Genomic DNA, 14,398 nt, shown 5'->3' on the forward strand with positions numbered 1-14,398 from the left:
GTAGCGCATCAGGCAACTTTACCTTTGTCATCAGCCTCTATATCAATCAACTGTTTTGCGATCAGCCACCATTTTTTAACGCTTCAAGATACTCCCAGCGTTCAAAAGCCTGCTCCAGCTCCTGCTCCGCAGCAGCCAGATCAGCGAGCACTTTTTGCGTATGTTCATGAGACTGGCTGAAGAAGGAGGCATCTGCCACCTGCGCCTGTAAGGCTTCCAGCTTCGCTTCCAGATCTTCAAGCAATTGCGGAAGCTGTTCCAGTTCGCGCTGCAATTTATAGCTTAGTTTGCTAGTGTTGCGTTTTACAGTTTCTGCTTTTGGCGCTGCCGCTTCTTCGGTTTTTTTCACCACCGGCTGTTTAAGCGCCACATACTGTTCTTGCTGACCACGGGCATCATGATAACCGCCAACATAACGACCAATTTTGCCGCCGCCTTCGAAGATCCAGCATTCTGTCACAGTGTTATCGACAAACTGACGATCGTGGCTTACTAACAACACCGTCCCCTGGTAGCTGTCGATTAGCTCTTCAAGCAGTTCGAGCGTTTCGACGTCAAGGTCGTTGGTCGGTTCGTCGAGGATCAGTAAATTGCTTGGCTTAAGGAACAAACGTGCTAACAGCAGACGGTTACGTTCCCCGCCAGAAAGCGCACGTACCGGCGTCATCGCCCGTTTCGGATGGAACAGGAAGTCCTGCAAATAACCCAGCACGTGGCGTGGTTTACCGTTAACCATCACCTCTTGCTTACCTTCGGCAAGGTTATCCATCACCGTTTTATCGGGATCCAGTTCCGCGCGGTGCTGATCGAAATAAGCCACTTCAAGTTTGGTGCCAACGTGAATACGTCCGCTGTCTGGCTGAAGTTGCCCCAGCATCAGTTTTAACAGCGTGGTTTTACCGCAGCCATTCGGGCCAATCAGCGCAATTTTGTCGCCACGTTGTACCTGAGCGGAAAAGTCTTTCACCAGTTGTTTGCCCTCAACCTGATAGCAAACATCTTCCATTTCAAAGACTATTTTACCGGAGCGGCTGGCTTCTTCGACCTGCATCTTCGCCGTACCCATTACCTCCCGGCGTTGGCTACGTTCACGACGCATCGCTTTCAATGCACGCACGCGACCTTCGTTACGGGTACGACGCGCTTTGATCCCCTGACGGATCCACACCTCTTCCTGCGCCAGTTTGCGGTCGAACTCGGCGTTTTGCAGCTCTTCCACGCGCAGGGCTTCTTCTTTTTCCAGCAGGTACTGGTCGTAATTCCCTGGATAGGTCACCAGCTTGCCGCGATCGAGATCAACAATGCGCGTCGCCATATTGCGAATAAACGAACGGTCGTGGGAGATGAAAATAATCGTCCCATTGAAGGTTTTAAGGAACCCTTCCAGCCAGTCGATGGTTTCGATATCCAGGTGGTTAGTCGGTTCGTCGAGCAGTAACACGCGCGGATTGCTCACCAACGCGCGTCCCAACGCCGCTTTACGCAACCAACCGCCGGAAAGTGACGACAGCGCAGCATTGGGGTCTAATCCCAGCTGTGCCAATACTTCGTTGATGCGGTTTTCCAGTTGCCACAGATTATGGTGATCAAGCTGCTCCTGGACTTTCGCCAGTTCATTGAGATTTTTCTCGCTCGGGTCATTCATCACCAGGCGCGAAATATCGTGATAGCGTTTCAGGTATTCCGCCTGTTCTTCGATGCCTTCGGCAACGAAATCATAAACGCTGCCCTCAACGTTACGCGGCGGATCTTGTTGCAAACGCGCAACGATCAAATCTTGCTCATAGATTATCCGACCGTCATCCAGCCCCTGTTCACGGTTGAGGATTTTCATTAACGTCGATTTGCCTGCGCCGTTACGGCCCACCAGACAAACACGTTCGTTATCTTCGATATGCAGTTCTGCGTTATCGAGAAGCGGCGCGTCGCTGAACGACAGCCATGCGCCATGCATACTGATTAATGACATTACTATTCCTTTCAGGCTGCGGTAATCAGCCAGCAGTTGTGGATCTGGCGGTTACGGGCGAAATCCTGGGAGAGCGTTTTTTGCGTAATTTCTTGTGCTTTCAGTCCCAGTTTTGCCAGTCCGTCAAGATCCATACGGAAGCCACGCTTGTTGTTCGAGAACATGATCGTCCCGCCAGCACGCAGCAGACGCTTCAAATCTTTCATCAGCGCCAGATGATCGCGCTGAACATCAAACGCATCTTCCATTCGTTTTGAGTTAGAGAAGGTTGGCGGATCGATAAAAATCAGATCGAACTGTTCATTAGCTTCACGCAACCACGCCAGACAATCGGCCTGAATCAGGCGATGCGCACGGCCGGTTAAGCCATTCAGACGCAGGTTGCGTTCTGCCCACTCCAGATAAGTACGCGACATATCCACTGTGGTGGTGCTGCGCGCGCCGCCTAAGCCCGCGTGCACGGTGGCGCTACCGGTATAGGAGAACAGGTTGAGGAAATCTTTGCCTTTACTCATCTGACCGAGCATACGACGGGCGATACGGTGATCGAGGAACAAACCCGTATCAAGGTAATCCGTCAGGTTCACCCACAGGTGCGCGTTATATTCGGTGACTTCAAGAAACTCGCCCTTCTCGCCCAGTTTCTGATACTGATTTTTGCCCTTCTGGCGTTCACGGGTTTTCAGCACCAGTTTGTTTGGCGCAATCCCCAGTACCGAAATGGTCGCAGCGATAATATCGAACAAACGTTGACGCGCTTTGTGCGCATCGATGGTCTTCGGCGGCGCGTACTCCTGCACGACCACCCAGTCGGCGTAGCGGTCAACAGCGACGTTGTATTCTGGCAAATCGGCGTCATACAGGCGGTAACATTCAATCCCTTCCTGCCGCGCCCATTTTTCGAATTTCTTCAGGTTCTTACGCAGACGGTTGGCGTAATCTTCCGCCACCATCGCCGGTTTGCTGTCCGGGGTACTTTCGGCAACGTGGTAGTTTTTCTGCACGCAGTCCAGCGGGCCATTTTTCGCCTTGTACTGTTTGTCTGCGCGCAATTGCAGACAACTTAACAAATCCGGCGAGGCGCTGAATAAAGAGAGATTCCAGCCACCGAACTGGTTTTTCATGATTCGGCCCAGCAGGCTATGCAGCGCAATCAGCGCCGGTTCGCTGTCCAGACGCTCACCGTATGGCGGGTTGCTCAGTACGGTGCCATACGGTCCTTTTGGTAGCGGATTGGTCAGTTGCGCGACATCTTTCACCTCAAAAGTGATCAGTTCGCCAATCCCCGCCAAGCGGGCGTTAGTACGCGCACGTTGAATCACCCGCGCATCGCTGTCGGAACCGTAGAAATGAGAGCTGTATTCTGCCAGACCTTTACGGGCGCGAGTTTGTGCTTCCGCTTTCACTTCCTGCCAGATGGCTTCGTCGTGCTGCGCCCAGCCGCTAAATCCCCAACGCCCACGGTGCAAGCCCGGCGCGCGGTCGGTCGCCAGCATCGCGGCTTCAATCAGCAACGTACCGGAACCACACATCGGGTCGAGCAGTGGTGTTCCTGGCTGCCAGCCAGATCGCATCACAATGGCTGCCGCCAGTGTTTCTTTGATTGGCGCAATACCGGCACGGTCACGATAACCACGCAGATGCAAACCATCACCACTTAAGTCGAGAGCGATACTGGCGGTTTCTTTATGCAGCCAGACGTTAACGCGAATATCCGGCGCATCGCGATCAACATTTGGTCGCGGCAGATTTTTACGCGTGAAAGCATCAACAATTGCGTCCTTAACTTTCATCGCGCCATACTGGCTGTTGCGGATAGTGTCATTCAGACCACTAAAGTGGACAGCAAAGGTCGCGCCAGGATTAAACATCTCTGTCCAGTTGATCGCCTGAACGCCGAGATAGAGGTCTAAATCACTGTAAACCTTACACTCGCCCAGCGGCAACATAATACGCGAGGCCAGGCGGCTCCACATCAGGCTCTGGTATACAAGCCGCGTGTCGCCCTTGAAATGGACCCCACCCTGAACCACCTGGCATTCAACGGCCCCCAGGTTTTCCAGTTCAGTTTTTAACAGCTCTTCCAGCCCACGGGCCGTACTGGCAAACAGAGAATTCATATCGTCACTTTTACTCTAAGAAAATTGTTGCGCATTATAGCTAATAAGTCCGTCATGTCATAAAGTTGAGGGCTTATTTTCATTTGGGGACCGCACCGTGGCGACATTAACCCGGCTTTTTATTCATCCTGTTAAATCCATGCGTGGCATCGGTCTGACACACGCTCTTGCAGATATCAGCGGGCTGGCCTTCGATCGCATTTTTATGCTGACAGAACCCGACGGTACATTTATTACCGCCCGTCAGTTTCCACAGATGGTGCGCTTTACCCCATCTCCCGTTCATGACGGTCTGCATCTCACTGCGCCCGATGGTAGTAGTGCGTGGGTACGCTTTGCCGATTTCGCCGAACAGGACGCACCAACGGAAGTGTGGGGTAACCATTTTACTGCGCGCATTGCGCCAGATGAGATAAACAAATGGTTAAGCGGATTTTTCTCCCGCGACGTGCAATTGCGCTGGGTGGGGCCACAGATGACGCGGCGCGTAAAACGCCACAACACTGTACCCCTGTCATTCGCTGATGGCTATCCGTATCTGCTCGTCAATGAAGCTTCATTGCGCGATCTCCAACAACGCTGTCCGGCAAGCGTCAAAATGGAACAATTCCGCCCCAATCTGGTTGTTTCTGGCGTAGCCGCGTGGGAAGAAGACACCTGGAAAGTGATTCGTATTGGCGATGTGGTGTTCGATGTGGTGAAACCTTGTAGCCGTTGTATTTTCACCACCGTTAGCCCGGAAAAAGGGCAAAAGCATCCGGCTGGCGAACCATTAAAAACGCTGCAATCTTTCCGTACAGCCCAGGATAACGGCGATGTCGATTTCGGTCAAAACTTAATTGCCCGTAACAGTGGTGTTATCCGTGTTGGCGATGAGGTGGAAATCCTGGCGACAGCACCGGCAAAAGTCTACGGTGCGGCCGCAGCCGACGATACTTTCTCCGCGACACAACAACCAAACGCGAATGTTGACATCAACTGGCAAGGGCGGGCATTTCGCGGTAATAACCAACAGGTACTGCTGGAACAATTAGAAAATCAAGGGATTCGTATTCCCTATTCTTGCCGTGCCGGCATATGCGGAAGTTGTCGTGTTCAGCTTCTCGAAGGCGAAGTCACCCCGCTGAAAAAATCAGCTATGAGCGACGATGGAACAATTCTTTGCTGTAGTTGCGTACCGAAGACTGCATTGAAACTGAAAAGTTAAACGGCTTGTTCAAGGCTGACGCTGTCATAACTCACATGCGGTCTCAGCCTGTCATTCATAATTTTGATGGCGTCACCCAGTTGCATGGCGCGCCCGGCGATGACGACGCAAGGCTGTGCCAGCAGGCACAGTGCGGCATTTTCGCCAGATTCAATAACCAGTAAATTGACCTGCTCATTGGTGTCGCTTAACCAGACACAGGCAGCATCACCTGACGCTGGAGCCCACATTTCGCCATGAGAAACAAAATGCCAGCTTTTCGGCATTTGCGGTTTGAGATAACGAATCGCTACCAGTGCATTAAGCACCAGTTCAGCTTTTTGTTCTTTTGATAAGTTAAGGTCGCGGCATTTTTCTTCAAACGTGAAATAGAGCGCGGCGTCATCAACGCAAAATCCCGCAGGAGAAAAAGCATCCGGCGTCAACATTTTACGCGCAAAACGTGAGCGAAACAGCATACCATTGGCTAAATCAAGCATCATTCGATCATGCTCTTCATCGTAATACCAACGCCAGTTATCGTCTGGTTTAATTCGCATATGCCTCTCCTCTACCCTATAAATTCACTGCAACACATTCCATTGTCGCTTTGCTTAATAACCTCAACAAGAAAAGTACAAAATGTCTAAATAAGTAACAGGAATGAATATAAAACAACCAGGGCTGAAAATAAAGCCCTGATTATCTTATAAAGAGAAAGTGAAAGAAATAATTAGATATGAGTAACGATTTCTTTAATCAGCGGTGGTCCTTTAAAAATAAAACCAGAATAAATTTGCACCAGTGAAGCCCCCGCTGCTATCTTCTCACGGGCAGCAATAACCGAGTCAATACCACCAACACCAATGATCGGTAAACGACCGTTTAATTCCTGCGACAAGCGGCGAATAATTTCTGTGCTTTTTAATTGCAACGGACGACCACTTAAGCCACCGGTTTGATCGCAATTTTTCATTCCCTGAACTAAAGAACGATCGAGGGTGGTATTAGTCGCAATAACGCCATCAATATTATGACGTACCAAACTATCGGCCACCTGGATCAACTCTTCTTCAGAAAGATCCGGCGCGATCTTCACTGCGATCGGCACATATTTATGGTGCATCGCTTGCAAATCATTTTGCTTATTTTTAATTGCCGTTAATAAATCATCCAGTGCTTCGCCATATTGCAGAGTACGTAATCCTGGAGTATTCGGTGATGAAATATTGATGGCAATATATCCTGCATAGGCGTAGATTTTTTCCATACAAATCAGATAGTCATCTTTGCCTTGCTCAACCGGTGTATCTTTATTTTTACCGATATTAATTCCCAGAACGCCGTCATAATGTGCTTTTTTAACGTTCTCAACGAGGTTATCAACGCCGAGGTTATTAAAGCCCATACGGTTGATCAAACCTTCAGCATCCACCAGACGGAAGAGACGCGGCTTGTCATTTCCTGGTTGTGGACGAGGGGTGACAGTGCCGATCTCGATCGATCCAAATCCCATTGCGCCTAAAGCGTCAATACACTCCCCGTCTTTATCAAGACCGGCAGCCAGACCAAGCGGATTTTTAAAGGTCAGTCCCATGCAGTTAACCGGTTTCGCTGGAACGTTCTGTCGAACAAGTGCTTCAAACGGCGTTCCGGTAATGCGACGTAATTGCTGAAAAGTAACCTCATGAGCGCGCTCAGGATCGAGCTGGAAAAGGGCTTTACGAACGAAGGGGTAGTACATGAACTCTCCTGGATTCCCGGTGTGCAAACCGGGTGCGTATTATGTGCGAGTTCGAATCAAAAGGGAATTGACCTGTGGCAATAAATAGCAAACGTTTTCTTGTTGTGCTTTTTTTATGCTTTTTTTTGCTTTTCTTCATCAGATAAATCATTTCGACTCACAAGCTCTCTCTGTCAGACTGACCGAATTGTTATCAATTTTAACAAAACAAGAACTATTGGTTATAAGGAGAGAGTATGCGTGTCATTACCCTGGCAGGAAGTCCTCGCTTTCCTTCTCGCTCCAGCTCTTTGCTGGAATATGCGCGGGAAAAATTGAATGGCCTGGATGTGGAAGTTTATCACTGGAATCTGCAAAACTTCGCCCCGGAAGATTTGCTTTATGCCCGTTTCGATAGTCCGGCACTCAAGACTTTCACCGCTCAGTTGCAAGAGGCTGATGGGCTGATTGTCGCCACTCCCGTCTACAAAGCCGCCTATTCCGGCGCACTGAAAACGCTTCTCGACCTGCTACCAGAACGCGCACTACAAGGAAAAGTGGTGTTGCCGCTGGCGACAGGTGGCACGGTGGCTCACCTGCTGGCGGTTGATTACGCACTTAAACCAGTTTTAAGCGCACTAAAAGCCCAGGAGATCCTACACGGCGTATTTGCCGATGACTCGCAGGTGCTTGATTTCCAACATAAGCCGCAATTCACGCCGAATCTGCAATCCCGTCTAGATACCGCGCTCGATACCTTCTGGCAGGCGCAGCACCGCCGCGATGTCCAGGTTCCTGACCTTCTCTCTCTGCGAGGTAACGCTCATGCGTAATATTTTTAAACTGGTGCTGATGGGATTATTCAGCGTCTCTACGCTCACGATTGCTGCGGAGTCTTCTCCTGAAGCGTTACGGATAGGTTATCAAAAAGGCAGCATCAGCATGGTGCTGGCAAAAAGCCACCAGTTACTGGAAACACGCTATCCGCAAACCAAAATCTCGTGGGTGGAGTTTCCCGCTGGTCCGCAAATGTTGGAGGCGTTAAACGTCGGCAGTATCGATCTGGGCAGTACGGGGGACATTCCTCCAATTTTTGCTCAGGCCGCCGGTGCTGATTTGGTCTACGTCGGTGTCGAGCCACCGAAACCAAAAGCCGAAGTGATTCTGGTGCTCGAAAACAGCCCGATCAAAACTGTGGCTGAACTAAAGGGCCACAAAGTCGCGTTTCAGAAAGGTTCAAGTTCGCACAACCTTTTACTGCGCGCACTGCAACAGGCCGGGCTTAATTTCACTGATATTCAGCCGACCTATCTGACGCCCGCCGATGCGCGCGCTGCATTTCAGCAGGGTAACGTCGACGCCTGGGCTATCTGGGATCCCTACTATTCCGCTGCGTTATTGCAGGGCGGCGTGCGGGTGCTGAAAGATGGCACCGATCTCAATCAAACCGGATCGTTTTATCTGGCAGCCCGTCCGTATGCAGAAAAAAACGGCGCATTTATTCAGGGCGTACTGGCAACCTTTAGCGAGGCCGATGCGTTAACCCATAGCCAGCGCGAACAAAGCATCGCCCTGTTGGCAAAAACAATGGGTTTACCGGCGCCGGTCATTGCCTCATATCTTGACCATCGCCCCCCTACCACCATCAAACCCGTGAACGCCGAGGTTGCTGCTTTACAGCAACACACTGCCGACCTGTTTTATGAAAATCGTCTGGTGCCGAAAAAAGTCGATATCCGCCAACGCATCTGGCAGCCCACTCAACTGGAAGGAAAACAATTATGAGTCTGAATATGTTCTGGTTTTTACCCACGCACGGTGACGGTCATTATCTGGGAACGGAAGAAGGGTCTCGCCCGGTTGATCATGGGTATCTGCAACAGATTGCACAAGCGGCGGATCGTCTTGGCTATACCGGCGTGCTGATCCCAACAGGCCGTTCCTGCGAAGATGCGTGGCTGGTGGCGGCATCGATGATCCCGGTGACGCAACGGCTTAAGTTCCTCGTCGCTCTACGCCCAAGTGTGACATCGCCTACCGTAGCCGCTCGCCAGGCTGCCACGCTTGATCGCCTCTCTAATGGACGCGCGTTGTTTAACCTGGTCACAGGCAGCGATCCGCAAGAGCTGGCAGGCGACGGCGTGTTCCTTGATCATAGCGAGCGTTACGAAGCCTCGGCGGAATTTACTCAGGTCTGGCGACGTTTATTGCAGGGAGAAACCGTCGATTTCAACGGTAAACATATTCATGTGCGCGGAGCAAAACTGCTCTTCCCGCCGATTCAACAGCCGTATCCGCCACTTTACTTTGGCGGATCGTCCGACGTTGCTCAGGATCTGGCTGCTGAACAGGTTGATCTTTATCTCACCTGGGGCGAACCGCCGGAGCGGGTAAAAGAGAAGATCGAACAAGTGCGGGCAAAAGCTGCCGCGCATGGGCGCAAAATTCGTTTCGGTATTCGTCTGCATGTAATTGTCCGCGAAACCAACGACGAAGCCTGGCAGGCCGCCGAACGGTTAATCTCCCATCTTGATGATAAGACGATTGCCAAAGCACAAGAAGCATTTGCCCGGACGGATTCAGTCGGTCAACAACGAATGGCGGCGCTGCATAACGGTAAGCGCGACAATCTGGAGATCAGCCCCAATTTATGGGCGGGAGTTGGCTTAGTACGCGGCGGTGCCGGAACGGCGCTGGTGGGCGATGGGCCGACAGTCGCTGCGCGAATCAACGAATACGCCGCGCTTGGCATCGACAGTTTTGTCCTTTCTGGCTATCCACATCTGGAAGAAGCGTATCGGGTTGGCGAGTTGTTGTTCCCACATCTGGATGTCGCCATCCCACAGATTCCCCAACCGCAGCCGCTGAACCTGCAAGGCGAAGCGGTGGCAAATGAGTTTATCCCACGTAAAGTCGCGCAAAGCTAAGGAACACGATGATGGCAACGCCAGTGAAAAAATGGTTATTGCGCGTTGCCCCCTGGTTTTTACCGGTGGGCATCGTGGCGGTGTGGCAACTGGCCTCGTCAGTTGGCTGGTTGTCGACGCGTATTTTGCCCTCGCCGCAAGGGGTGGTCGCGGCGTTCTGGACGCTCTCAGCCAGCGGCGAATTGTGGCAGCATCTGGCGATCAGCTCCTGGCGGGCGCTGATTGGTTTTTCCATTGGCGGATCGCTGGGCTTGATTCTGGGACTGATTAGCGGACTGTCGCGCTGGGGGGAGCGACTACTGGATACCTCAATTCAGATGTTGCGCAACGTACCGCATCTGGCGCTGATCCCGCTGGTGATTTTGTGGTTTGGCATTGATGAATCCGCAAAGATTTTCCTGGTGGCGCTTGGCACGCTATTCCCCATTTATATCAACACCTGGCATGGGATCCGTAATATCGATCGCGGGCTGGTAGAGATGGCGCGCAGCTATGGCTTATCCGGCGTGCCGCTGTTTATCCATGTGATCCTGCCCGGAGCCCTGCCCTCAATTATGGTCGGCGTGCGTTTTGCGTTGGGTCTGATGTGGCTAACGCTGATTGTTGCCGAAACCATTTCTGCCAATTCAGGCATTGGTTATCTGGCAATGAATGCGCGGGAGTTTCTGCAAACGGACGTGGTGGTGGTCGCCATTATTCTTTACGCCCTGCTCGGCAAACTTGCTGACGTCAGCGCGCAACTATTAGAGCGCCTCTGGTTGCGCTGGAACCCGGCTTATCATCTGAAGGAGGCCACGGTATGAATACTGCTCGTCTGAACCAGGGCACACCGCTGTTGCTCAATGCGGTATGCAAACATTACGCGGATAATATCGTCCTGAACCACCTGGATTTGCATATTCCAGCGGGTCAGTTTGTGGCAGTGGTCGGTCGCAGCGGTGGTGGCAAAAGTACCCTGCTGCGCCTGCTGGCGGGGCTGGAAACGCCAACCGCAGGCGATGTGTTAGCGGGTACAACGCCACTTGCCGAAATTCAGGACGATACACGCATGATGTTTCAGGATGCCCGTCTGCTGCCGTGGAAATCGGTAATTGATAACGTTGGGTTAGGTCTGAAAGGCCAGTGGCGCAATGCCGCGCGTCAGTCGCTGGCTGCGGTAGGGCTGGAGAATCGCGCCGGGGAATGGCCTGCGGCGCTGTCTGGCGGGCAGAAACAGCGTGTGGCGCTGGCAAGAGCGTTAATTCATCGACCGGGTTTATTGTTGCTTGATGAACCGCTCGGGGCACTGGACGCCTTAACGCGACTGGAGATGCAGGATTTGATTGTGTCACTTTGGCAGGAGCACGGTTTTACCGTCTTGCTGGTAACGCATGATGTGAGCGAAGCGGTGGCGATGGCTGACCGGGTGCTGTTAATTGAAGAAGGAAAAATTGGTCTGGATTTGACGGTGGATATACCCCGTCCGCGCCGGTTAGGGTCGGTACGATTAGCAGAGCTGGAAGCGGAAGTGTTGCAGCGGGTGATGCAGCGTGGGCATTCTGAACAACCGATTCGACGTCATGGTTAATATGCCGGATGCGGCGCATAAAACCAGCAATTTCAATGGAATTGTAGGCCTGATAAGACGCGTCAAGCGTCGCATCAGGCCGTTGGGCACGGTTGCCGGATGCGGCGTGAACGCCTTATCCGGCCTACAAAACCAGCAATTTCAACAGGTTGCCTGATAAGACGCGGCAAGCGTCGCATCAGGCATGTTTGTATCAAGCCAGAGCTTTGGTGATCTTCTCGTACAGATCACCAGAAAGATTTTCCAGTCCTTTTAACTGCTCCAGCGCCGCACGCATTTTCGCCTGACGTTTAGCATCGTAACGTTTCAGGCGAATCAACGGCTCAATCAGGCGCGAAGCCACCTGCGGGTTACGGCTGTTCAGGTCGGTGAGCATTTCCACCAGGAACTGATAACCGCTGCCATCTTCGGCATGGAACGCAGCCGGGTTGCTGCCCGCAAACGCCCCAATCAACGAACGAATACGGTTCGGGTTGCTCATGGTGAACGAACGATGCTGCAACAGGCTGCGCACCGTCTCCAGTACATTCGCCGCCGGACTGGTGGCTTGCAGGATAAACCATTTATCCATCACCAGACCGTCCTGATGCCATTTGTCGTCGTACTCCTGCATCAGCGCATCACGACATGGTAACTGCGCAGCAACCGCCGCCGAGAGCGCCGCCAACGCATCGGTCATATTGTTGGCCTCGTGGAACTGCTTGCTCACCAGCACGTCAGCCAGATGCGTTTCACCAAAAGCGAGGAAACGCAGGCAGGCATTACGCAGAGTGCGTTTTGCAATATCTTCATGCTCAACGCGGTACTCGCTCTGGTAATTCGCGTTATAAATAGCAAGCAACTCATCCGCCAGTTCAGCCGCCAGAGTACGGGTGAGAGCTTCGCGCACTTCAGCAATGGCAATCGGGTCGATGATATCGAACAGTTCTGCCATTTCATTGACGGAAGGCAGCGTCAGGATTTCTGCCGCCAGCGCCGGATCAATCCTCTCATCGAGCAGTACCGCGCGGAAAGCATCGGCAACATGTGCTGGTAAAGACAATGGTTGACCTTGCTGATGACGGGCGACGTTCAGTTTGATGTAGGTTGCGAGCAGGCTTTGCGCCGCATCCCAGCGAGAGAAATCATTACGCGCATGGCGCATCAGGAAAGTCAGTTGCTGGTCGCTCCACTTATATTCCAGTTTCACCGGCGCAGAAAATTCGCAAAGCAGCGCAGGCACAGGCTGGAAGTAGACGTTATCGAAGACAAAGGTCTGTTCCGCCTGGGTGACATTCAATACCGGATTGACCGGATGGCCACCCTTCTGCAACGGAATCACTTTGCCTTCGTTGTCATACAGTTCGATAGCAAACGGAATATGTAGCGGCTGTTTTTCTGCCTGATCCGGCGTGGCTGGTGTGCGCTGGCTGATGGTCAGGGTGTACTGCTCGGTTTCCGGATTGTAGTCGTCTTTAACAGTCACAATCGGCGTACCGGACTGGCTGTACCAGCGACGGAAATGGGAAAGATCGACATTTGACGCATCTTCCATCGCCTGAACGAAATCGTCGCAGGTCGCAGCACTACCATCGTGACGCTCGAAATAGAGCTGCATCCCTTTCTGGAAGTTTTCTTCACCCAGCAGAGTGTGGATCATACGAATCACTTCCGCGCCCTTCTCGTAAACGGTCAGGGTGTAGAAGTTGTTCATTTCAATGACCATATCCGGACGGATTGGGTGCGCCATCGGACTGGCGTCTTCCGCAAACTGCAATCCGCGCATGGTGCGCACGTTGTTGATACGGTTTACCGCGCGGGAACCAAGGTCAGAACTGAACTCCTGATCGCGGAAAACAGTCAAGCCTTCCTTCAAACTGAGCTGGAACCAGTCACGGCAGGTAACGCGGTTGCCGGTCCAGTTATGGAAATATTCATGACCGATGACACGCTCAATGTCGAGATAATCTTTATCGGTTGCAGTGTCGGTACGCGCCAGCACATATTTGGAGTTAAAGATGTTGAGACCTTTATTCTCCATTGCGCCCATGTTGAAGAAATCCACTGCAACGATCATATAGATGTCGAGGTCATACTCCAGACCAAAGCGTTCTTCATCCCACTTCATGGAATTTTTCAGCGAGGTCATCGCCCACGGCGCGCGATCAAGATTGCCGCGATCGACATACAACTCCAGCGCCACTTCGCGACCGGAGCGGGTAGTGAAAGTGTCGCGAAGTACATCGAAGTCACCAGCTACCAGCGCAAACAGATAGCTCGGTTTCGGGAACGGATCCTGCCACTGTACCCAGTGACGTCCATTTTCCAGTTCGCCTTGCGCAACACGGTTACCGTTGGAAAGCAGGAACGGGTATTTGGTTTTATCCGCAATAATTTTGGTGGTAAAACGCGCCAGCACATCCGGGCGATCAAGATAGTACGTAATATGGCGGAAACCTTCAGCCTCACACTGGGTGCAGAGCGCATCGCCTGACTGGTAAAGCCCTTCCAGCGCGGTGTTGGACGCCGGGCTAATTTCATTAACAATCTTGAGCGTAAAACGTTCCGGTAAATTACTGATGATCAGTGCGCCCTCTTCTTCTTTCCAGGCTGTCCACGGCTCATCATTAATATGAATAGAGACTAGTTTAAGGGCTTCGCCGTCCAGACGAAGCGGAGCATCTGATGCACCATGACGGACAGCCTGGCTGATCGCGGTAACCACCGTCTTTTGCGCGTTCAGGTCAAAGGTCAAGTCAATATCAGTAATCTGGTAATCCGGCGCACGATAGTCGTGACGGTATTTGGCTTGTGGCTGTTGAGTCATAAATAACCTTTAGCATCTTTTATAGAGTCAGGTGTTCAGTCTATTCCTGTTGCATAAATCTCGCTACGCAGAATCTTCATCTTTTCAGGTACAAACGCTT

11 protein-coding genes are annotated in these 14,398 nt (G+C 52.0%); 6 read left to right on the forward strand and 5 right to left on the reverse strand.

The features are described 5' to 3' along the window. Nucleotides 1–61: 61 nt before the first annotated feature. Nucleotides 62–1,969, reverse strand: coding sequence for an ABC transporter ATP-binding protein (locus LG381_RS18325; protein ID WP_000053066.1), 1,908 nt, complete (start codon nt 1,967–1,969; stop codon nt 62–64). An 11-nt stretch (nt 1,970–1,980) separates the two neighbouring features. After that, nucleotides 1,981–4,089, reverse strand: coding sequence for a bifunctional 23S rRNA (guanine(2069)-N(7))-methyltransferase RlmK/23S rRNA (guanine(2445)-N(2))-methyltransferase RlmL (gene rlmKL, locus LG381_RS18330; protein ID WP_001086527.1), 2,109 nt, complete (start codon nt 4,087–4,089; stop codon nt 1,981–1,983). Between the two features lie 97 nt (nt 4,090–4,186). Here rlmKL and ycbX point away from each other — a divergent pair, with 97 nt between their 5' ends. After that, nucleotides 4,187–5,296 (forward strand): 6-N-hydroxylaminopurine resistance protein YcbX, encoded by a 1,110-nt coding sequence (ycbX, locus tag LG381_RS18335; protein WP_000224255.1) that lies wholly within the window; start codon nt 4,187–4,189, stop codon nt 5,294–5,296. Here the strand turns inward: ycbX and zapC are convergent. Together zapC and pyrD are read right to left on the reverse strand one after the other, a co-directional pair. Then, nucleotides 5,293–5,835, reverse strand: a complete 543-nt coding sequence (gene zapC, locus LG381_RS18340) for a cell division protein ZapC (protein WP_001220665.1) — start codon at nt 5,833–5,835, stop codon at nt 5,293–5,295. The genes ycbX and zapC overlap by 4 nt on opposite strands. Before the next feature lie 173 nt (nt 5,836–6,008). Then, a complete protein-coding gene (gene pyrD / locus LG381_RS18345) occupies nt 6,009–7,019 on the reverse strand; it encodes a quinone-dependent dihydroorotate dehydrogenase (RefSeq protein WP_225762735.1) in 1,011 nt (336 codons plus the stop codon). Between the two features lie 236 nt (nt 7,020–7,255). On the opposite strand from pyrD, the gene ssuE reads away from it, so the two are divergent. Genes ssuE through ssuB form a run of 5 tightly spaced genes read left to right on the forward strand, consistent with a single transcriptional unit; the run spans nt 7,256 to nt 11,492 of the window. Beyond that, nucleotides 7,256–7,831, forward strand: coding sequence for an NADPH-dependent FMN reductase (ssuE, locus tag LG381_RS18350; protein ID WP_225762736.1), 576 nt, complete (start codon nt 7,256–7,258; stop codon nt 7,829–7,831). Then, nucleotides 7,824–8,783 carry an aliphatic sulfonate ABC transporter substrate-binding protein SsuA gene (ssuA, locus tag LG381_RS18355; protein ID WP_225762737.1) on the forward strand — a complete coding sequence of 320 codons (960 nt, stop codon included), beginning with the start codon at nt 7,824–7,826 and terminating at the stop codon, nt 8,781–8,783. Before ssuE ends, ssuA begins: the two co-directional genes overlap by 8 nt. Continuing rightward, a complete protein-coding gene (gene ssuD / locus LG381_RS18360; protein WP_105280977.1) occupies nt 8,780–9,925 on the forward strand; it encodes an FMNH2-dependent alkanesulfonate monooxygenase in 1,146 nt (381 codons plus the stop codon). Before ssuA ends, ssuD begins: the two co-directional genes overlap by 4 nt. Before the next feature lie 11 nt (nt 9,926–9,936). Then, on the forward strand, nt 9,937–10,728 hold the full coding sequence (ssuC, locus tag LG381_RS18365; RefSeq protein WP_222679851.1) for an aliphatic sulfonate ABC transporter permease SsuC: 792 nt from the start codon (nt 9,937–9,939) through the stop codon (nt 10,726–10,728). Continuing rightward, nucleotides 10,725–11,492 carry an aliphatic sulfonates ABC transporter ATP-binding protein gene (gene ssuB, locus LG381_RS18370; RefSeq protein WP_105289663.1) on the forward strand — a complete coding sequence of 256 codons (768 nt, stop codon included), beginning with the start codon at nt 10,725–10,727 and terminating at the stop codon, nt 11,490–11,492. Before ssuC ends, ssuB begins: the two co-directional genes overlap by 4 nt. A 193-nt stretch (nt 11,493–11,685) precedes the next feature. Here ssuB and pepN read toward each other — a convergent pair whose 3' ends face one another. Next, on the reverse strand, nt 11,686–14,298 hold the full coding sequence (pepN, locus tag LG381_RS18375; RefSeq protein ID WP_222679833.1) for an aminopeptidase N: 2,613 nt from the start codon (nt 14,296–14,298) through the stop codon (nt 11,686–11,688). Nucleotides 14,299–14,398: the final 100 nt, after the last annotated feature.

It is taken from the genome of Escherichia sp. Marseille-Q3837 (assembly GCF_916618735.1).
GTDB classification, from domain to species: domain Bacteria; phylum Pseudomonadota; class Gammaproteobacteria; order Enterobacterales; family Enterobacteriaceae; genus Escherichia; species Escherichia ruysiae.